Here is a 20,467-nt window from a genome sequence, read left to right on the forward strand (position 1 = left end):
TTATTTATAAACGAGCTAAAAAGCTCGAACGAATTCTCCGGGGATACAATCCAACATGTTGCAATTCTCCAAATTTTTCGCCATCAGAGCTATGCTAGCGATCCTCACCTTAGTGATGGTGTCATTTATAGTCTTCACTCTGATGGAACTTGTTCCAGGCGATTGTGCCGAACGGTATGTGGCATTTAAGAACTCTCAAGGATCCGTGATTACACCGGAAGACATCCAGATAGAGCGTGTCCGCTTAGGCCTAGACCAACCCTATGTTCAACGCTGGGGCTCATGGATTATCAATGCCTTTCAAGGCGAATACGGTAACAGCTGCATCCTCCGCGTCGATATCGCACAACTTTTGGGGCAAAAATTTTGGCTGAGTCTTGGCCTTTGCTTATCTGCTCTCCTGCTTGCTTACATCATTGCGATTCCTGTCGGTATCATTGCCGCAACGTCTAAAAATGCGGTTTTGAATAACTCTTTACGCCTGGTTAGCTACTTGGGTTTGGCATTGCCTAACTTTTTGTTGGCCTTGATGATTATGTTGTTTTCTACTGTTTACTTTGGTGACAGTTTGACGGGGCTATTTTCGAAGGAATACCGTGATGCGGCCTGGTCTACGGATCGTGTGATGGACTTTTTAGGCCATGCCTGGCTTCCCATCTTTATCCTTGGCTGGTCGGCAACGGCATTTGCAATTCAAACCGTGCGGGCATTAATGTCAGACGAAATTGGTAAGCTTTATGTGACTGCAGCAGCAGCACGAGGCGTCTCTGGTAGCCGATTATTAATGCGCTATCCAGCGCGACATGCGCTTAGTCCTATTATCAACTCGGTAGGATTTGATCTTAACCGCATATTTAACGAGCTGCCCATTGTTGCCCTCATTCTAACCCTGACTGAGGCTGGTTCTCTGCTGATTGAGGCGTTGGCTCGCTCAAACGACCAACAACTTGCTGGGGCTATCATTTTTATGCTGACGGCCAGTATTGTGGCGCTCAACTTTGTGACCGACATCATTCTTGCGCTGACTGATCCGCGTATTCGCCGCAGTATTGTAGGATAATGGACATGACCGATATTACAAATACAGCCCCGTCCACAAATCAAAAGCTCAAAGAAGCCTATTTCACCGCATCTCAAGGGCAGCTGATCTGGCAAAGATTTAAACGTAATAAATCTGCTTTGGCGGGTGGATGGGTGCTCATCATCCTGATACTTTCTGGTATATTTTCACCTTTTTTGACGCCTTATGACGCCACTATTGCAGGACGTGATAAGGATTACCTAAACGGCGCACCCCAAGTGCCCTCTTTTTGTGATGATAATGGCTGCTCTATCCGGCCGTTTGTTTATACCTACGAGCGAACTCGCTCCTTCAAAACCAACTTCCGCTGGGTAAGTGAAGAGAAAACTGGACTAGAGGACCGTCGCTATGTGACCTTCTTCAGTAAGGGTATGGAGTATAAGTTCCTTGGGATCAACTTTGACCGACACCTGTATGGTGTTGATAAGGGGCAGATCCATATCTTTGGCACCGACTCGACAGGCAAGGATATTTTCTCTCGGACTCTAACGGCGGTTAACACCTCGATGGCGGTGGGCACGATTGGTGTTTTTATTGCATTCTTCTTGGCTTTAGTTATTGGTGGAGTTTCTGGGTATTACGGAGGAAAAATAGATTCCGTTCTGCAAATGATAACGGATACAGTAAGGACTATCCCCAATATTCCCTTGTTTATGGCATTGGCCGCATTTATCCCTGACACATGGAGTTCAGAGGAAAGATTTTTCTTTATCTCGCTTGTGCTTGGGCTGATTGGTTGGACGACATTGGCACGACGCATCCGCACGCACTTGTTAAGTGAACGAAACCAAGAATACGTTTTGGCAGCACAGCTGTGTGGAGCCTCCCCAAGTCATGTAATCCGGCGACATCTGTTGCCCAGCTTCACTAGCTATATTATCGTCGATTTAGTGATTTCCTTTCCCTACATGATTTTGTCTGAAACAGCACTTAGTTTCATTGGTCTGGGTCTGAAAGATCCTGTGAACTCGTTAGGAGTCATGTTGCAAAACGTGACCAGTGCTGATGTTTTATTAAACTATCAGTGGTATTTTATCCCAGTCATATTTTTTATTGTTTTGGTGCTAGCGTTCGTTTTCGTAGGTGATGGTTTACGTGATGCTGCCGATCCTTATGCGGATACTAACAAATGAGCCGTTTACTTGATGTAGAAAACCTGACCCTTGATTTCGATACTGATGAAGGCCGTATAACTGCTGTTGATGATGTGTCATTTAGCCTAGAAGCTGGTGAGATCATGGGTTTGGTGGGTGAAAGTGGTTCTGGAAAATCAGTGACTGCTAAGGCCTTGATGAAGCTCAATGCGAGTAATGCAATATATGGGCAAAACACTAAAATTACCTTAAATCTGGCTGATGGGCCGGTGGATATAATGTCTTTGAGGACAGCCAAAGAGTTGCAAGTTGTGCGCGGTGGAGCTATCTCCATGATTTTTCAAGAGCCCATGGCCAGTTTTGCGCCAGCTATTACTATCGGTGCTCAAATGGTGGAACAGCTATTGATCCACACCAGCATGAGTGCCATTAAGGCTCAAGAAGTCTCTATAGAAATGCTCAATAGAGTTGGTATTTCGGATGCCAGCACCCGATTTAAGCAATATGCGTTCGAACTGTCTGGCGGTATGCGTCAAAGGGCAATGATTGCGATGGCGCTATCTACAAATCCTAAGTTACTCATTGCGGACGAACCGACAACGGCCTTGGATGTAACCATTCAAGCGCAAGTTATAGATTTAATGAAGGATCTAGTGAAAGATTTTGGTATGGGTATTGTGTTTATTACCCACGACTTGGGTGTCATTGCCCAAACTGCGGATACGGTTGCGGTCATGTACCTTGGCCGAGTGGTCGAAAAAGGCCCCGTTCGTCAGGTTATTGGTAATCCATCCCACCCATATACTCAGGGCTTAATCCAGGCCTTGCCTAGGTTAGATGATTTAGATTCTCCATTAACACCTATTCCAGGGGATATACCATCGCCTTTGGAACGTCCAAATGGCTGTGTTTTTAATACTCGCTGTAGTCGTTTTTTGGGTCCCCAGTGCAGTGTCACTATTCCAGAGTTCACTCCCATCTCCCATGACCATATGGTGGCTTGTCACATCTATCAGCAAGACCAGAAAGGAACTTGAAAATGAAGCGAGATACGTTAATTTCTGCTACCGATGTGTCTGTTCACTACCCTATTAACGGAGGTAAGCTATTTGGCCCTAAGCCAGTTGTGCGGGCGGTTGAGAACGTCACACTAAATATCACGAAGGGAAGTTTTTTTGGTTTGGTTGGCGAATCAGGTTCAGGTAAAACAACCTTAGGTAGGGCCATGCTAAAGGCCGCACCCATCACCAGCGGCATTGTTAATTTTAATGATGGTGAGGTTAACTATAGCCTGTCTAATATGGACGCGAAAGAGCTCAAGGATTACCGGGCTAGATCACAATTAATTTTCCAAGACCCCTATGCAGCTTTGAGCCCACGTATGACTGTCAGGGATATTATTGCTGAGCCTCTTGAGATTATGAAGCTTACTTCATCAAGAGAAGAAACAGACAGAAGAGTTCGAGAAATTGCCACTAAATGTCGCTTGAATCTTGAACACTTGCGCCGCTTTCCCCATGCCTTTTCGGGTGGTCAACGACAACGTATCTCCATCGCACGTGCGTTGGTGTCTGAGCCTAAATTTGTAGTCGCTGATGAAAGTGTTGCAGCACTTGATGTTTCCATCCAAGCGGATGTACTCAATTTGTTGAAAGAAATTCAGCAAGAGATGGGACTGACATTTTTATTCATTAGCCATGACCTAAGTGTTGTTGCACATATTTGTGATCACGTTGCAGTGATGTATTTTGGCCGGTTAGTAGAAACAGCACCCACTCGTGAATTGTTCAACAATCCTTCTCATCCTTATACCAAGGCTTTGCTGTCTGCAATTCCTTCCCTTGATCCTGATGCAAAGAACTTGGCACAAAAATTAGAAGGTGAAATCCCATCACCTACTAATCCACCACCGGGATGTAAATTTCAAACACGTTGCCCCCACGCCATTGATATTTGCCGGCGCGATGAGCCTCAACTAGAAAAAATAGGTGAGGAACATGATGTGGCATGCCATCGCTGGCAAGAATTGATGTAGCGAATCATATACAGGCTTAAAGGGGCCTGCGGTGACAATTAATAAGAATTAAGCAGATCTAGGGCAGCTTGATGTAGTTCAGGCGTCGCTGCAGCCACAACTAGGCCACCCCAGCCATCTGCCAACTCCTTGCCTTCCCAATCGGTAATAATGCCTCCAGCGCCCTCTACCACAGGTATTAGCGCCATGATGTCGTAGTAGTGTAGGGAACCCTCCACTACCAAATCGATTTGTCCAGAAGCTAGCAAACCATAGCAGTAACAGTCACCGCCAAAACGACGTAGGTAAACCAAACGGCTCAATTTTTCAAACTTATCCAACTGGGCTGCATTAAACATGTCAGGCTCAGTACAATAGAGAGTGGCTTGTGCCAACTGTGTGACGGTTGACACGCTACAGGTCTCTCCATTGAGAGTGGTTTTTTCTCCTATAGTGCCAATCCAACGTTCATCAAGAATAGGCATGTCAATCACCCCCAGCTTAGGCCTCTCATGGTATGTGAGAGCTATTAAAGTGCCGAAGGTTGGCATGCCCGAGATGAAGCTTTTAGTACCATCAATGGGATCAATGACCCACTTGTAATCGGCTAAGCTTTGGTTAGAACCATGTTCTTCACCTATAATTCCGTGCTCGGGGTGACGTTGGCTTATGATTTGGCGAATCTGGCTTTCTACTGTGCGGTCTGCTTCGGTAACTGGGCTGGCGTCAGCTTTAGACTCAACTATAATGCGCTGACGATAATAGCGTTTAATGGTTGCTCTAGATTGGTGCAGAGCGTCTTCAATAGTGGTCAAGAAAAGGTTTATCATTATAGCTAGTCAATTGATTGGGCATCATTATTAAATTTCTAATAGGGTCTATTTTTTTTCTTGAAGGGTCAAACGTAAATATCTTATGATTCAAATTAGAATAGGTAATATGTGGTGAACAGGCCTCCTAGAGGGTGGTTTTAACGTCCTAATAGCGCCCCTATTAGTATATTTCATCATGGGTATTATTAATGTTTGATTACGCAATGACAAATTGTGGTTTATATTTTGCGTCCTTAGCGATTATTAGTCTGGAGTGAAGCTAGGCATGATTAAAAATGTATTGTTTATTACCGCTGATCAATGGCGCGGAAGTTGTCTCTCAGCTTTGGGCCACCCAGTGGTTAAAACACCTAACTTAGACAAATTAGCGGCATCCGGGGTGTTGTTCTCTCAACATTACGCCCAATCTGCGCCTTGTGGTCCGTCTCGTGCATCCATTCATACGGGTATGTACTTGAAAAACCATCGGGTCTGCGATAATGGTACACCTTTGGATCGGCGGTTTACCAATATTGCCCAGGAAGCACGACAATGTGGTTTCGACCCAGTTTTATTTGGCTACACTGATACGGCCCTTGACCCACGTGACTTAGCTGACAATGACCCCCGGCGTAAAAGCTATGAAGCGGTACTGCCAGGGTACAGTTTAGGACAAGGATTGTTTGACGAGCCACTTGCTTGGGTCCAATGGTTAGCAGATAAAGGCTACGCGACCCCCGAAGATGCTCAATGTAGGGAGATTTACCGTCAGTTTGATGATCAACACAAGGAAGATAAACGGGGAGTAGGTTACCTTGCCGCACCTTACTCTGCCGAACACACAGAAACTGCTTTTCTCAATGAAAAAGTAATGCAATATATAGATGTGAAAGAGGATGACCCATGGTTTATACACCTTTCTTGGTTGCGTCCTCATCCGCCATTTTTAGTGCCCGAGCCTTATCATAGTATGTATCAATCTGTGGAGACAGAAGCACCTGTGCGGCACTCCAGTCTGGCTCAGGAACAGGCTCAACACCCCTATGTGAAGTTTGAAATTGATGAAAGGTTAGCGCAAAAACCACATCATGGTGAGTCTCTCTTGCCCACTATTAACGACGAAGACCTGCAGCAACTTAAAGCCACTTACTACGGCATGATGACTGAGGTTGACGCACAAATGGGGCGTTTATTGGATTTTTTAACCGCGCGTAACTTACTGGAAAGTACTTTAATTGTATTTAGCTCTGATCATGGAGAGCAACTGGGCGACCATTATCTATTAAGTAAATTAGGCTTTTTTGACCAGTCTTATCATATTCCTTTGATTGTTCGTGCGCCGGGTTCAGAATGGGATGACAGTCGTGGTAAACGGGTATCACAATTTAGTGAAAATATTGACTTGATGCCCACCATATTAGATCTTTTAGGGGCCACGCCGCCGGTGCAATGTGATGGCTACAGTCTAAGGCCGTTCCTTGAATCCAACGCTGACTTTGCGTGGCGCACTTGTGTGCATTGGGAATATGACTTTCGTGACATATTGCAAGGCAAGCCAGAACAACGTTTTGGGCTGTCTTTAGACGAGTGCTCTTTGGCAGTGATTCGTGACTATGATTATAAGTACGTGCACTTTAATCAGTTACCTGCGCTGTTGTTTGACCTTCGAAATGACCCAGATGAACTCAACAATCTAGCAGAAAACCCTGATTATACTGAAGTTATGCTAGGTTATGCGCAAAAGATGCTCAACTGGCACATGCGTAATGAAGACCGCAGTTTGACGGGTTGGCTTTTCCATAAAGATGGCCCAACTCAGCGCCTTCCTATAGACCGCAATACGCAACCGCGTTAGTTTGGATGGCCAGTGCCGTTGCTTTTATCTGCATCACATTCTTGTAACAACCAGTCCTTAAAGTCAGCTACATGGGTGCAAGTAGTGAGGTCAGATTTAATAGTGAGCCAGTAGCCACCTTGGCTTGGTAAACGGATGTTGAAAGGTTCTACCAGTGAGCCGTTGGCTAACTTTTGATTGACAATAGGGGACCTGGCTAGGGCAACGCCAGAACCATGGATAGCAGATTTTAAGGTGAGCATGGATTGGTCAAAGCGATGGCCTAGTTCGGAATTAACATTGCTAACTCCGGCGTGGGCTAACCACGTAGCCCAATCTTCTGGGTAAAAGTTGATATGTAGTAGTTTATATTTGGCTAAGTCTGATGGTTGTAGTAAAGGTTCTGGACCAGTGAGTAGTTCTGGACTGCAGACTGGAAATATTTCCTCTGCAAAGAGTAATGTGCTGTGACTCTTGAGGCTGGGCTCCAATAAATACTGGATTTCAATATCAAACGCATCCGGGAAAAAACTAATGTCGTTATCTTGAGCGGATAAATTCACATCAATATCCGGGTGTTGCTGCTGGTAGGCAGTTATTCTTGGCAGTAACCATTGCACAGAAAATGATGAAGGTGCTTTAATGTTCAGGTGGGTAGATTTTTTATCGGTGATGATTTCCTTGTAACCTAGGCCTATCAAGTCGAAGGACTTGGTCAACATAGGTAAGTAGGATTTGCCAGCATTGGTTAGTGAAAGACGTTGATGAGCACGATTAAAAAGGTTTAGGCCAATGTAATTCTCTAGCGTCCTTACTTGGTGACTAATGGCCGCCTGAGTTACATTTAGTTCGGCCGAAGCTGCAGTGAAGCTTAAATGGCGGGCAGCTGCTTCAAACGCTTTAAGAGCGTTTAATGGTGGCATTCTACGGTTCATATAGATGGTTATCGTATTAGCTGTAAAAACTTAAGGTGAACAATTACACATACTTTAATCAATACTTGTTTGTTAGTCTAGCAAGCTGGTTGTTGCACCTAACTCCTGCCGTACTAAAGTCACCCAATAAGCGGCCCCAGTTTCCAGAATGTCATCATTAAAATCATAGTGGGGGTTGTGTAACATACAGCCACCTACACTGTCTTTGCCATTACCCAAAAAAGCGTAGCAGCCGTCTTTAACGCGCAACATGCTAGAAAAGTCTTCAGAGATGGTCTTAGGGCGACAGGCTAAATCGACTAACTTGCCACCTAACAAAGAGAGCGCTGCTTTGCCTGCGGCTTGGGTTTCTTTTTCAGTGTTAATGGTAGCCCAGAATACGCGGTCGTAGGTGTATTCATGCTCGGCACCATGGGCCTGGCAGATACCAGCTACTAGTCGCCCCATGCGGGCTTCGATTAAACTTTGCACTTCCTCAGAGAAACTGCGGCAATCGCCAGTGATCGTGACTGTACTTGGAATAACATTGATGGCACCATCGGTGACAAACTCGGTAGCCGAGACCACGGCTTGCTGTTCTGGGTTTATGCTGCGGGATACGATCGTTTGTAACCCTAGTAGAATTTCTGCGCCGATGACTAAAGGATCAATGTGGTGGTGAGGTTGTGAGGCGTGACCGCCCCGGCCTTTAATTACAATCTTAAAGTTATCTTCACTTGCCATCACCCCACCAGAATTCATGGCCATGTGGCCAGCCGCCATGCCGGGCATGTTATGGAGGCCATAAACAGCCTGCATGGGGAAACGTTCGAACAAGCCATCATCTATCATGGCTTGGGCACCTGAACCGTGTTCCTCATCGGGTTGGAATATAAAGTAAACTGTGCCTTCAAAATCGCCATGTGCTGCTAACTCTTGTGCTGCACCTAACAACATGCTGGTATGACCATCGTGACCACAGGCGTGCATGCGCCCGTCATTTAAGGACTTGTGGGAAAACTCGTTAAGCTCTTGGATAGCTAATGCATCCATGTCGGCTCTTAATCCAATGGCTTTGTTGGAGGATCCCTTGGATAACTGACCAACGATGCCTATTTGGCCAATACCTTGATGCACAACAAGGCCAAACTCAGTGAGCTTTTGTACCACAAAGGCGGCCGTATCAAACACCGAAAATTCAGTTTCTGGGTACTGATGCAGATGACGACGCCAGCTTTGCATCTGGCTTTTGGAGGCGTGAAGGAGTTGGGTCATTAGGGTGCTTTAAAGGGAAATATAAGCGCCCATCATGGCATATTTATCCTTTGGCCACTAGGCCTACACTTTCGATACCTGCAACTGCAGCGAGCAAATCATTGTCTGAACTATCTCCCGTTACACCGAGTGCACCCAGGGTTTGGCCACGTCCGTTTTGGATCAACACGCCACCCGGTACGGGAATCATCTTGCCGTCTAAGGCAGCATTAGCAGTCACGATGAAATAAGGCTGAGCTTCGGCTCTAGCCATTTGAGCGCTACCTGGCATGCCCAGCATTACTACACCATAAGCCTTGGCTTGGGCAACGGCAAAGCGGCCTGGTGATGCACCATCTTGGCGTTCAAATGCTTTTACATGGCCACCCGAGTCCAACACTATTACAGATAAAGGGTTTAATCCAAGTTCCTTACCTTTAGCAAGGGTTAAGTTGATGATGCGCTTTGAGCGGCTTAAAGATAGTTCGGCCATAAGAGGCTCCAAATAATTGTTGTCATTGAGAGCATCATAGCCGAGTTGTTTTGTAGATATTAGTCTGTATTCGACTTTAGTAGGGACTAAACGGTCATACTCATAATTTATAAACCTGATGCGCTGTCACGTATTTGGTTGAGGGTCTGGTTTGGCGTTAGGGCCTGTGGGTCCAGTTTAATGTGGATAAGGGCTGGTTTTTTGGCAGCTATTGCTGCACTCAAAGCTTGAGGAAATTGCTCGCTCTTAGTCACCCGAGTAGCAAAAGCGTCATAAGCTTTGGCCAGCGCACAAAAGTCTGGATTGACTAAATCTGTAGCGCTCACACGACTGGGGAAATGAAGTTCTTGGTGCATGCGGATAGTGCCATACATACCATTGTCGATAACCAACACAATAACGGCAGCCTTTTCTTGTACTGCGGTGCCAAATTCTTGCATGGTCATTTGGAAACAACCGTCTCCAGCGAAAGCCACTACGGTTTTGCCTGGGAAAGCTATTTTTGCTGCGACAGCTGCGGGTAAGCCATAGCCCATAGAGCCACTCGTTGGCGCAAGCTGGGTGCCGTATTGAGAGAACTTCCAAAAACGGTGAATCCACGTGGCATAGTTGCCGGCACCGTTGGTCATAATTGAATTGGAGGGCAAGGTTGCAGCAAGATGCGACATGATAGCAGGCATTTGCACGTCGCCAGGGTGTGCCTTAGTAGGCAAGCTAGACCAGAACTGATAGTTGCTATGGCACTGCGCCACATGTTCTAAACGATGCTGACTGATTTTATGTGCAACTGTTAGTTGAGAAAGGCCTTGCGCGAAGGCTTTAGGGCTGGCGTGAATGGCTAAGTCTGGGCGATATACTCGGCCCAGTTCTTCTGCGCAAGCATGGATATGAATGAGCTGTTGTTGAGCACCTTGTACGCCTAACAGTTGATAATTTTGCGACGGTACTTCTGAGAAACGACCACCCATTAAGATGACTAAATCAGCATCGGTGATGGCAGATTTTAATTTAGGATTAATGCCTAAACCAACATCACCAGCGTAGTGGGGGTGATTATGGTTAAACAACATTTGGCGACGGAATGAGCAAGCTACTGGCACCCTAAACTGTTCCGCAAAGGCTTCTACTTTAGCCACTGAATCTGCGCACCAACGGCTACCACCCAATACTACGATAGGATTATTGGCTTGTTCGATCATATTAGCCATTTGTTGCAAATTAGCTTGGCTAGGGTAGGTCTCTAAAGTATTAAAAGGCTTGATTTCGGAGCTTGTGGCTGTGCCAGATAAGGTATCTTCTGGCAATACCAATACTACGGGGCCTGGGCGGCCACTGGTGGCCACAGTCCAAGCACGGCTTACCATTTCGGTGATGCGGTCTGTGGAGTCTATTTCCGCAACCCATTTAGCCATCGAGCCTAAATATTGGCCATAATCCACTTCTTGAAAAGCTTCTCGGTGACGTAGTTTGCTATTTATCTGGCCAATAAATAAAATCATCGGTGTTGAATCTTGCTGTGCCACGTGGATTCCGGCGCTGGCGTTGGTAGCACCGGGCCCACGGGTGACAAAACAAATGCCAGGGGTGCCGTGGAGCTTGCCCCATGCTTCTGCCATCATGGCAGCACCACCTTCTTGGCGAGCGCTAGTGACGTTAATGGGGCTATCGTGTAAAGCATCGAGTACTTCTAGGTAGCTTTCACCAGGTACACAAAATAGTTGTTTAACTCCGTGGGCTTCTAAGGCGTCGACAACCAGTTCGCCACCAGATTTGATATAAGCAGTCATAAATGTTCCCTTATAGGAGTTACAGACGTTGTAAGGTTTTGTAATAAGCCTCTACGGCTATCAATCGACAGAGATCCTGATCTTGGAGTTGAAGGCCTCGAGCAGTTTCATGGCTAATGATAGCATTACCGCTTTCATCAAACGATACGGCTACAATGCTGCTGCGAAAGTTGTCTAGTTCGGTATTACTAATCAAAAATAATTCTGCATCATCGTTAGGCTGAGCTATTTTAGCATTGAATACAGCGCTGTTTTTAACAGAACTTACGTCTTTAAGCTGAGCTTCTACCGTAGGGCCTGCGTCAAAAATATCCACGTAACCGATATGCTGAAAGCCTTCTTTTTCTAGTAAACGAAGAGCTGGGCGGGTTTTTTCGTGTACATGGCTAATTACCGCTTGGGCCTCAGGGCTAAGTAGGTTTACATAAAGGGGGTATTTAGGCATAAGTTCAGCAATAAATACTTTGTTGCCTAAACCGACGAGGTAGTCTGCCTGCTTAAATTCCATAGAGAAAAAGTGTGTGCCTAACCAATGCCAAAAGGGAGAGTTACCGTTGGCATCATTAACACCACGCATTTCCGCAATGACTTTACTGCCAAATCGTTCGGCAAACTGAGCCATAAACAAAAAACGACTCTTAGATAAAAGGCGGCCATTGGTGCCTTTGCGGTGTGCTTCTTGTAAGAATAAGGTACACACTTCGGCACAGCCTGTGTAATGGTTGCACAAAGTGAGCACTTCCATTTTATTGTGCACGTCTAGGGTAGGCGACGCATGAACCACGGTCTGGCGGTGATAATGGTAGAAAGGCGCGCGAGTGCCAACGCTGGCTTCCACCGCCGTGGTGCCTATCACCTCACCGGTTTCTGTATCTTCCAGAACAAATAAATACCCTTCGTCAAACGGTTGGGTAATTTGTTTGGCAAAAGAGGCAACGGAGCGAGCAATTTTGTCATTTAAAACATCGCGATTAATGGGTAAGGACGTAAAACCTACACCTGAATCTACGGCAATTTGATACAAAGCGTCTTGATCCTGTGGACCAATAGGGCGAACAACCAACATAGTGAGCTAGCCATTAATAACGAATAAAGGACTATTATACGGGGAGTTGCCTATATAGTGGCAAGATTTAACTTGCACATATGCGCCGTAAATCTTCGCAAACCTGTTTATGGCCTGCACAAGGCAAATGATACAGAGCACCTTGCTCAATAATGTAGCCATTGATCGCCTCAATTTCTGTTGGGCTGCCTGCTTGGCAGTCTTGCAGCATGGACGACTTATTGAGGGCTGTTTTCTGCAAAATGCGTAAAGCTGTGTTTAGCAACCCTTGGCCTAAGGGCACTATGCCTACTCGGGCCATAACATCTTGGGTTTCTATACATAGTTGCTGCAACCGCGGCCAACCTTGGGGATGGTTAATTAGCTCACCATTAGGGCATTGATAGATGGCGGTTAGGGCATTAATTACACTATTGACTGCTAACTTGTGCCACATAGGTGTACGGATGTCTGTATGCCATGAGATGTTAAGTATTGGTGCAGGTGGTTTATGCTTGTGGTCATCACTGTCTTGGCTTGCCTGAAGTAAGCTTTGTATAGATGCCGGTATTTCAGCGTCAAGTAAGTGGTCGCTAAAAATTCCTATAAACGTTTCACCATGACCAGCCCGTACTACATCAAAAGGGCCTTTGCGCCACGCACCGTCAGTACTGGTTGCACAATATATATTAGCTTTTGGCAATGCTCGTTGTAACTCTTGGGCGCTACCCATGCCGTTTTGTAGCAGCATAATTTGGGCGTCATGGGCCAAGTGTTGACGCCATGGCAATATGGCATCCAAGGTGGCGTAGGACTTGCAGCAAACTAACAGGTGTTTAATTTTTTCAGTGGGTGGGCTGTGAGGGATAAATGCCTTAGGGTGAATACAAGTATGGACATCGTCCGACAACACATTTACACCCCCTGCGGCTTGGTATTGTGCCAGTTGGGTCTTGCCTTTTAATAGCAAAGTTACGGTTGATCCGTGTGTGGTCAAAGCGCTGGCCCAAAGGCTGCCAATAGCACCGACACCACAAATGTGCCAAGGGTAGGATGAAAGACGAGTCATGGGTTACAATATTACCATTAAGTTTTGTCCAGTATTTTAACAAAGGAATTTACTAATGCCATCATTTGATGTGGTTTCCGAACTCGATAGCCATGAGGTGTCTAATGCCCTAGACCAAGCTAACCGTGAAGTGACCACGCGTTACGACTTTAAAGGAACTAATGCACGGTTTGAGCAAGGCGAGGATCTCGTCACCATGCATGCCGATGTGGAGTTCCAATTGCAGCAGATGTTGCCCATCTTGCACGAAAAACTAATCAAACGTGGTGTAGATATTCGTTGTTTAGAAGTGAAAGACCCAGAAACCACTAATATGAAAAGCCGTCAGGTAGTATTGATGCGCACCGGTTTAGATAAAGAGCTGGCTAAGAAAGTAGTGAAGTTCTTAAAAGAGAAAAAACTAAAAGTACAGAGCCAAGTTCAGGGTGACCAGGTAAGGGTGACGGGAAAAAAACGTGATGATTTGCAAGAAGCTATTGCGAGCCTGCGAGAAGGTGAATTTGATTTGCCGCTGCAGTTTAACAACTTTAGGGATTAATGATTATCCTCAGAGCCACTGGCTAGAGCTCCCGCTGCAAAATGGAATCATATATCAATGTCTAAAACTGTAAAATTACTTAGCTTTGCTGTCGTTTGTGCATGCGTACTGCTCGCGATTAACTTTGGTATGCGCGCATCATTTGGCTTCTTTATGACCCCAATATCCAGTGAGTTTGGTTATGGGCGTGAGATTTTTGCATTTTCTTTGGCGCTACAAAACCTCTGTTGGGGTTTGTTTCAGCCCATCGCAGGGGCTGTAGCCGATCGTTTTGGCACTGCTAAAACGATTTATGTGGGCTCAATTGCTTATGCATTAGGTCTTTATGTTACAGCGACAGCTGACAGCTTTTGGGGCCTACACATAGGCGCTGGAATTTTAGTGGGCATGGGTATTGCGGGTACAGGTTTAGGTGTTGTCTTGCCCGCTTTAGCCCGAATGGTGAGTGAAGAAAATCGAGGATTGGCCCTAGGCTTGGGCACTGCTGCAGGCTCTTTCGGCCAATTACTGGTGATTCCGGTAGCGCAAGAATTCATTTCTGCCTATGGCTGGCAAACCACACTAATGATTTTAGCAGGTGGCTCATTATGTATGCTGTTGTTGTCGAGGCCCTTTCGCAATGATGGCCAACAGTCTGTGGTCGTTAGTTCAGAGCAAGATCAAACCTTGTCTGACGCACTTAAAGAGGCCAGTGGACATGTGCACTATTGGTTGCTTATCGCTGGCTTTTTTGTCTGTGGTTTCCAATTAGCATTTATCACTGTGCACATGCCTGCCTACTTGTCTGACAATGGTTTTGATGCCCAAGTTGCCGTTATTAGTTTGTCATTAATCGGTTTTTTCAACATCTTTGGTTGTTTGTTATTCGGTTCTTTGTCTGGCAAGTATTCCAAGAAAAATCTGTTAGGTATTATCTATTTATTACGTGCCGTGGCCATTGCGGCCTTTATGCTAACACCCATCACCACCACCTCTGTGTACCTGTTTTCTATTATGACTGGATTCTTATGGCTTGCTACTGTGCCTCCTACTTCTGGTCTAGTGGCACAAATGTTTGGATTAAAGTACATGGGTACCCTGTATGGCATTGTCTTTTTAAACCATCAGCTAGGTTCATTTCTAGGGGTTTGGTTGGGTGGTTATTTGTATGATACAACAGGCAGTTATAATAATGTTTGGTGGGCAGCTGCAGCCATTGCGTTAGTGACTGCTGCTATTCATATTGTTATTGATGAGCGGCCGGTAAGCCGTCTTAGACTATTAGCTGCTTAAAGATTTACCCATTTATGATCCTTTTCGTCCAGGTGATGAATGCATTACCTATTAAATTAAAGCGCTGCACGAAATTTTTGCAAACGAGGCTCATGTAGCGAGTAGTTATTTATCCCGTTGATCTTGTTTTTCTTGTGCTTTAGCCTGGCGCCGTTGCGCGATTGTATCGATGGCATCAGCACCTATGTGGGCTTCGCCACGTTCTTGGGCCAGTTGCATTTGGCGCTGACGTTCTTGATAACGTTGACGCTGATCTGGGGTGTGTTTGTCAAAACAGTATGGGCAGCTAATACCTTCTAAGAATTTGTCGCTAGTTTGTTCTTCTTTAGTAATAGGTAAACGACAAGCGTGGCATTGATCGTATTGGCCTTTTTCCAGCTGGTGGTTAACTGTGACGCGGTTGTCAAATACAAAACACTCACCTTGCCACATGGTATCTTCTTCTGGCACCTCTTCAAGGTATTTTAAGATACCGCCTTGCAAGTGATACACCTCGTCAAAGCCTTGTTCTTTTAAGTAGGCTGTAGACTTTTCACAACGTATACCACCAGTGCAGAACATGGCGACTTTTTTGTTGGCTTTAGGATCTAGGTTGTCACTCACATACTGTGGAAACTCACGAAAATTAGTGGTGTTTGGGTTTAATGCACCTTCAAAGGTGCCCACCTTTACTTCGTAGTCATTGCGTGTGTCTACCAACACTACGTCTGGATCAGAAATAAGGGCGTTCCAGTCCTTAGGTTTAATATAAGTACCTACCACCTGCTTAGGATCGATGCCTTCAATCCCCATGGTGACGATTTCTTTCTTCAATTTCACTTTAGTGCGATAAAACGGATTGCTGGCTTCAAAGGACTCTTTAGTGACGATGTTGCCAAGGCGCCCATCCTTCTCAAACCAAGCCATCAGCCTATCAATGCCTTTACGGTTGCCGGCTACGGTGCCGTTGATGCCTTCTGACGCAAGCAACAAGGTGCCACGAATATTGTTGTACTCCATGACTTTAAGTAAGGGTTGGCGCAGGTCTTGAAATTTTTCTAGGGTGACAAATTTATAAAGGGCACAAACAACTATTGGGGACTGATCTTGAGTCATGACAGGTTCCTTAGCGAGCCGAAACGTAAATCCGGAGCTTCGGAGACTTTTGCATCTGTATTGTGCAAAGGCCTCCAATTTTTAAATGAGTTCTATTTTACTTGATAAATGGAGTGCGATTCAAATACTAAACTGCTGAATTACCTGTTGTTATGTGTGTTTTTAGGTTGAACCAGTAGTAAACCAATAAGCATGCAACCGAGGGCTAGCCATATTAGCGGGGTATGACGTTCTCCTAGTATCATCATGCCCAGAAAAACGCCTGATAAGGTAACAATATAAGCTACCTGGCTAGCAAATACTGCACCAGTTCGGCCCACCAACCAAATGTAGCCAGCGTAGGTGATCACGTGTAATACGCTGTTTGCCAAAATAGCCCATTCAACAGACGTCCAAGTTTGACTTAAATCCACCCATGAGTTGGTAGCCAAAGTAATGGGAGTGCAGATGACTAGGCCAATGATAGAAGCGCCGCGCACAGTGGTCAGAGCGTCTGTGTGAGGTGGGGTTTTAAGGGCAAGGTAATTACCCTCAACACCATAAAATAGTGGCGCAACAAGGGCTAATAGCATAAATAGGCCAATACCTTGGCGGCTAAAATCTGCTTCTGGACCGATGATTAATGCGATAGCTATGGCACCTAGCAAAATACCCAGCATACGTATGCCGTTGAAGCGTTCACTTTGAATCAGTAAAGCGACAATAAGTGTAAACATAGGCACTGTGGTGAGGCTTATGGCTAATAACCCTGCTGGGATGTGCGGAGCTGCAATGTAGGTGAAGGTATTTGGAATAATAGTGCCAACCACAGCAACAATTGTGTAAAAGCGGATGTGGGTCCAGCTCATGGGTAGGGGAGTCCCCTGCAAACGAGCAATGACGCTGAGCAACACCGCCCCCCATATCAGTTGCCAAAAGATTAAACCTAAGGGTTGGTGACCGGTAGAAACCACGTGTTTGGTGATGATGATGGTGCTGCCCCATACGCAGCCCAGTAACAGTAGGCAGGCTAAGGCAAATAGGTTTGCTGGGCGAGACTTTACAGGAGTGTTACCCACGTAATTGCTGGCCTGATTCGTCTTCAATTAAGTAGGGCTTGTGTTTGTACTGCTGCGTTTGCATAGACTCTAGCCTTATGGTTGCCACTGATACAGTTTCATAGACACTTTGTGGTTTTTTAACGGTACACCCTCTTGTTCAAGCTTTTCACACTGTCGCAAATAACCTGCCGTGGCCAGTGGGAAGGCCAGTTTGCCGCTGGCGGTGATGACTCGGTGCCAAGGTAAACTTGAATCCCTAGGTAAATGTCGCAGACACCAACCCACCCAGCGTGCAGCGCCTGTGTGTCCGGCAAGGGCGGCGAGCTGACCGTAACTTGCTACTTTGCCGCGGGGGATGGCAGCAATGGTTTGGTATAGCTGTTGGCGCCCTAATAATTGTTGTTCTTTATGTTGTTTTTGGGGGTCTTTCATTTTTCTAGTATGGCCGCATATAAGAAGCACAGTTAACTTAACTAAGATTACATCATTATGCGTTTTCTTTTTGCCCTATTTATCGCCGTACCTATCGTAGAAATGGTCGTGCTTATACAAGTGGGCCAACAAATTGGTGCTTTATGGACCATTGCCTTGGTGTTGCTCACGGCTTTTATTGGCATCAATTTATTACGTCACCAGGGTTTGGCGACCCTAAGCCGAGCCACTTGGCGTATACAGTCGGGCCAGATTCCTGCTAAAGAAATGTTAGAAGGTATCCTGCTAGCTGTTGGTGGTGCCCTACTATTGACTCCAGGGTTTATTACGGATGCCATTGGTTTTTTGTTGTTAGTGCCCTTTACTCGGCAATTTTTTGCGTCGCGTTTGATGGGTCGGTTTAAAGCCTTCTCTAGTGCGAATGGTGCCGCTGGCAGTTTTGGCCCTCAAGGTTTTGGCCAGGGTGGCTTTAACAGCGACGAAAGTATAATAGATGGGGACTTTGAAGCACCTAAAGATGCTCAGCCACGGGATAAAATTGAATAAAGTTTAGTTATCTAGACTTTATTTTGGGTTTGCTATTGAAAAGCGCACTTCACCCCATATCTAAGAGTTCGATATTAACAACAATTCCAGCTTAGCTGGAGACATACACTTTAGGAGTGCAAGCGTAATGAGCATCCGTCCTTTACACGATCGCGTTGTAATTCGTCGTCAGGAAGAAGAAGCAACTAGTGCTGGTGGCATCGTGCTGCCTGGTAGTGCTGCAGAAAAGCCAAACCAAGGTGAAGTATTGGCAGTAGGCCCTGGCCGTATTACTACCAATGGTGAACAGCAAGCAATGAGCGTTAAGGTTGGCGACACGGTACTGTTTGGTCCTTATGCTGGTAACAGCACCGCTAAGATCGATGGTGAAGAAGTGCTTATCGTTAGCGAAAGCGAAATCTACGGCGTCCTTGAAGCTTAATTTAAACCATTTTTGATACAGGAATTTTTGACATGGCAGCTAAAGAAGTAAGATTTGGTGATTCGGCTCGTAGCCGTATGATAAACGGCGTAAACGTTCTAGCCGACGCTGTAAAAGTAACCTTGGGCCCTAAAGGCCGTAACGTTGTGTTAGACAAAGCCTTTGGCTCACCGACTATCACTAAAGATGGTGTGTCTGTAGCTAAAGAAATTGAACTAGCAGACAAGTTTGAAAACATGGGCGCACAAATGGTGAAGGAAGTTGCTTCCCAAGCGAACGATGTGGCTGGTGACGGCACAACAACTGCCACTGTTTTGGCTCAATCGATCCTAAACGAAGGGCTTAAGGCTGTTGCAGCAGGCATGAACCCAATGGACCTTAAGCGCGGCATCGACAAAGCGTCTGCGGCCGTAGTTGCTCAAATTGAAGCCATGGCTACGCCATGTGCAGACACCAATGCTATTGCTCAAGTAGGCACTATTTCTGCTAACTCTGATAGCACTGTTGGTACGATCATCGCTGAAGCGATGGAAAAAGTAGGCAAAGAAGGCGTTATCACTGTAGAAGAAGGCACTTCTCTACAGGACGAACTAGATGTTGTTGAAGGCATGCAGTTTGACCGTGGTTACTTGTCTCCTTACTTTGTAAACAACCAAGATAACATGACTGCCGAGTTGGAAATGCCTTTCCTACTCATGGTAGACAAGAAGATCTCTAACATCCGTGACTTGCTCCCAATCTTGGAAGCTGTTGCTAAGTCAAGTCGTCCATTGTTGATCGTTGCTGAGGACGTTGAAGGCGAAGCCCTTGCAACGTTGGTAGTGAACAACATGCGCGGTATCGTTAAAGTATGTGCTGTTAAGGCACCTGGCTTTGGCGATCGTCGTAAGGCCATGTTAGAAGACATCGCTATCCTTACCGGTGGTACTGTGATTTCTGAAGAAATTGGTTTGTCTCTAGAAACTGCTACTCTAGAGCAGTTAGGCCAAGCGAAGCGTGTGACTATGTCTAAAGAAAACACCATCATCATTGATGGTGTAGGCGAAGCAGCTACTATCGAAGGTCGTGTTAATGCGATCCGTGCGCAAATTGCTGACACATCTTCAGACTACGATCGTGAGAAGCTACAAGAGCGTGTGGCTAAGCTTGCAGGCGGCGTTGCCGTAATCAAGGTTGGTGCTGCTACTGAAGTAGAAATGAAAGAGAAGAAAGCACGTGTAGAAGACGCATTGCACTCAACCCGTGCTGCCGTTGAAGAGGGCGTAGTTCCAGGAGGCGGTGTTGCTCTAATTCGTGCTCTACAAGGCATTGAAGGCCTTGAAGGTGCTAATCCTGATCAAACTGTAGGCATTAAAGTTGCCCTTAGGGCGATGGAATCTCCTATGCGTCAAATCGCTACCAACTCAGGTGACGAAGCCTCTGTTGTTGTAGACAAGGTTAAGTCGGGTTCTGGTAACTATGGTTACAACGCTAGCACGGGCGACTACGGTGACATGATCGATATGGGGATCCTAGATCCAGCCAAAGTAACTCGTACTGCGCTTCAAGCTGCAGCTTCTGTTGCGGGCATGATGCTTACTACAGAGTGTATGATTGCCGACGCACCTGCAGACGATGCTGGTGCACCTGGTGGCATGCCAGATATGGGTGGTATGGGTGGTATGGGCGGCATGATGTAATCATCCCCCAAGCTAACCATGCTTACTAAAAAACCGGCTCTTGTAGC

20 protein-coding genes are annotated in these 20,467 nt (G+C 46.0%); 10 read left to right on the forward strand and 10 right to left on the reverse strand.

The window, feature by feature from the left end:
- Positions 1-55 precede the first annotated feature (55 nt).
- The 4 genes from ABXT70_RS04815 to ABXT70_RS04830 are packed head-to-tail and all read left to right on the forward strand — an operon-like array spanning position 56 to position 4,210.
- Positions 56-1,060, forward strand: coding sequence for an ABC transporter permease (locus tag ABXT70_RS04815; protein ID WP_443642036.1), 1,005 nt, complete (start codon positions 56-58; stop codon positions 1,058-1,060).
- Positions 1,061-1,065: 5 nt separating this feature from the next.
- On the forward strand, positions 1,066-2,214 hold the full coding sequence (locus tag ABXT70_RS04820) for an ABC transporter permease (RefSeq protein ID WP_443642037.1): 1,149 nt from the start codon (positions 1,066-1,068) through the stop codon (positions 2,212-2,214).
- Positions 2,211-3,212 (forward strand): ABC transporter ATP-binding protein, encoded by a 1,002-nt coding sequence (locus tag ABXT70_RS04825; protein WP_443642038.1) that lies wholly within the window; start codon positions 2,211-2,213, stop codon positions 3,210-3,212. The genes ABXT70_RS04820 and ABXT70_RS04825 overlap by 4 nt, the downstream gene beginning before the upstream one ends.
- A gap of 2 nt (positions 3,213-3,214) precedes the next feature.
- Positions 3,215-4,210: an ABC transporter ATP-binding protein gene (locus ABXT70_RS04830; RefSeq protein ID WP_443642039.1), complete on the forward strand. Its 996-nt coding sequence runs from the start codon at positions 3,215-3,217 to the stop codon at positions 4,208-4,210.
- A 38-nt stretch (positions 4,211-4,248) separates the two neighbouring features.
- On the opposite strand, the gene hisN is transcribed toward ABXT70_RS04830, so the two are convergent.
- Positions 4,249-5,004 carry a histidinol-phosphatase gene (gene hisN, locus ABXT70_RS04835; RefSeq protein WP_443642040.1) on the reverse strand — a complete coding sequence of 252 codons (756 nt, stop codon included), beginning with the start codon at positions 5,002-5,004 and terminating at the stop codon, positions 4,249-4,251.
- 283 nt (positions 5,005-5,287) lie between these two features.
- Between hisN and ABXT70_RS04840 the strand changes: the two genes are divergently transcribed.
- Entirely contained in the window at positions 5,288-6,856 is a 1,569-nt protein-coding gene (locus tag ABXT70_RS04840) for an alkaline phosphatase family protein (protein WP_443642041.1), read from the forward strand.
- Here the strand turns inward: ABXT70_RS04840 and gcvA are convergent.
- The 6 genes from gcvA to ABXT70_RS04870 all read right to left on the reverse strand — a co-directional run bounded on the left by gcvA (position 6,853) and on the right by ABXT70_RS04870 (position 13,397).
- On the reverse strand, positions 6,853-7,758 hold the full coding sequence (gene gcvA / locus ABXT70_RS04845; RefSeq protein ID WP_443642042.1) for a transcriptional regulator GcvA: 906 nt from the start codon (positions 7,756-7,758) through the stop codon (positions 6,853-6,855). The genes ABXT70_RS04840 and gcvA overlap by 4 nt on opposite strands.
- An 84-nt stretch (positions 7,759-7,842) precedes the next feature.
- Positions 7,843-9,024 carry a M20 aminoacylase family protein gene (locus ABXT70_RS04850; protein WP_443642043.1) on the reverse strand — a complete coding sequence of 394 codons (1,182 nt, stop codon included), beginning with the start codon at positions 9,022-9,024 and terminating at the stop codon, positions 7,843-7,845.
- Between the two features lie 43 nt (positions 9,025-9,067).
- The gene (locus ABXT70_RS04855) at positions 9,068-9,496 is read right to left on the reverse strand and encodes a GlcG/HbpS family heme-binding protein (protein ID WP_443642044.1); all 429 of its coding nucleotides are present in this window, start codon (positions 9,494-9,496) and stop codon (positions 9,068-9,070) included.
- A gap of 107 nt (positions 9,497-9,603) precedes the next feature.
- Positions 9,604-11,283, reverse strand: a complete 1,680-nt coding sequence (locus tag ABXT70_RS04860) for a thiamine pyrophosphate-binding protein (RefSeq protein ID WP_443642045.1) — start codon at positions 11,281-11,283, stop codon at positions 9,604-9,606.
- 19 nt (positions 11,284-11,302) lie between these two features.
- Complete coding sequence (gene astA / locus ABXT70_RS04865; RefSeq protein WP_443642046.1) at positions 11,303-12,349, reverse strand: arginine N-succinyltransferase; 1,047 nt, start codon at positions 12,347-12,349, stop codon at positions 11,303-11,305.
- Between the two features lie 67 nt (positions 12,350-12,416).
- On the reverse strand, positions 12,417-13,397 hold the full coding sequence (locus ABXT70_RS04870) for a ketopantoate reductase family protein (RefSeq protein ID WP_443642047.1): 981 nt from the start codon (positions 13,395-13,397) through the stop codon (positions 12,417-12,419).
- Between the two features lie 55 nt (positions 13,398-13,452).
- On the opposite strand from ABXT70_RS04870, the gene ABXT70_RS04875 reads away from it, so the two are divergent.
- Together ABXT70_RS04875 and ABXT70_RS04880 are read left to right on the forward strand one after the other, a co-directional pair.
- Positions 13,453-13,935 (forward strand): YajQ family cyclic di-GMP-binding protein, encoded by a 483-nt coding sequence (locus ABXT70_RS04875; protein WP_443642048.1) that lies wholly within the window; start codon positions 13,453-13,455, stop codon positions 13,933-13,935.
- A gap of 57 nt (positions 13,936-13,992) precedes the next feature.
- Positions 13,993-15,207, forward strand: coding sequence for an MFS transporter (locus tag ABXT70_RS04880; RefSeq protein ID WP_443642049.1), 1,215 nt, complete (start codon positions 13,993-13,995; stop codon positions 15,205-15,207).
- 105 nt (positions 15,208-15,312) lie between these two features.
- Here the strand turns inward: ABXT70_RS04880 and trhO are convergent, their stop codons facing one another.
- The 3 genes from trhO to ABXT70_RS04895 all read right to left on the reverse strand — a co-directional run bounded on the left by trhO (position 15,313) and on the right by ABXT70_RS04895 (position 17,774).
- Positions 15,313-16,302 (reverse strand): oxygen-dependent tRNA uridine(34) hydroxylase TrhO, encoded by a 990-nt coding sequence (trhO, locus tag ABXT70_RS04885; protein WP_443642050.1) that lies wholly within the window; start codon positions 16,300-16,302, stop codon positions 15,313-15,315.
- 140 nt (positions 16,303-16,442) lie between these two features.
- On the reverse strand, positions 16,443-17,360 hold the full coding sequence (locus ABXT70_RS04890; protein WP_443642051.1) for a DMT family transporter: 918 nt from the start codon (positions 17,358-17,360) through the stop codon (positions 16,443-16,445).
- Between the two features lie 75 nt (positions 17,361-17,435).
- Positions 17,436-17,774: an MGMT family protein gene (locus ABXT70_RS04895; protein ID WP_443642052.1), complete on the reverse strand. Its 339-nt coding sequence runs from the start codon at positions 17,772-17,774 to the stop codon at positions 17,436-17,438.
- Between the two features lie 57 nt (positions 17,775-17,831).
- Between ABXT70_RS04895 and ABXT70_RS04900 the strand changes: the two genes are divergently transcribed.
- The 3 genes from ABXT70_RS04900 (at position 17,832) to groL (ending at position 20,420) form a co-directional block, all read left to right on the forward strand.
- On the forward strand, positions 17,832-18,320 hold the full coding sequence (locus tag ABXT70_RS04900) for an FxsA family protein (RefSeq protein WP_443642053.1): 489 nt from the start codon (positions 17,832-17,834) through the stop codon (positions 18,318-18,320).
- Positions 18,321-18,447: 127 nt separating this feature from the next.
- Entirely contained in the window at positions 18,448-18,741 is a 294-nt protein-coding gene (locus ABXT70_RS04905) for a co-chaperone GroES (RefSeq protein WP_443642054.1), read from the forward strand.
- Positions 18,742-18,773: 32 nt separating this feature from the next.
- The gene (gene groL / locus ABXT70_RS04910) at positions 18,774-20,420 is read left to right on the forward strand and encodes a chaperonin GroEL (RefSeq protein WP_443642055.1); all 1,647 of its coding nucleotides are present in this window, start codon (positions 18,774-18,776) and stop codon (positions 20,418-20,420) included.
- The last annotated feature ends 47 nt before the right edge of the window (positions 20,421-20,467 follow it).

This window comes from Candidatus Njordibacter sp. Uisw_039 (assembly GCF_047730075.1).
In the GTDB taxonomy this organism is placed as follows: Bacteria; Pseudomonadota; Gammaproteobacteria; order Pseudomonadales; family Balneatricaceae; genus Njordibacter.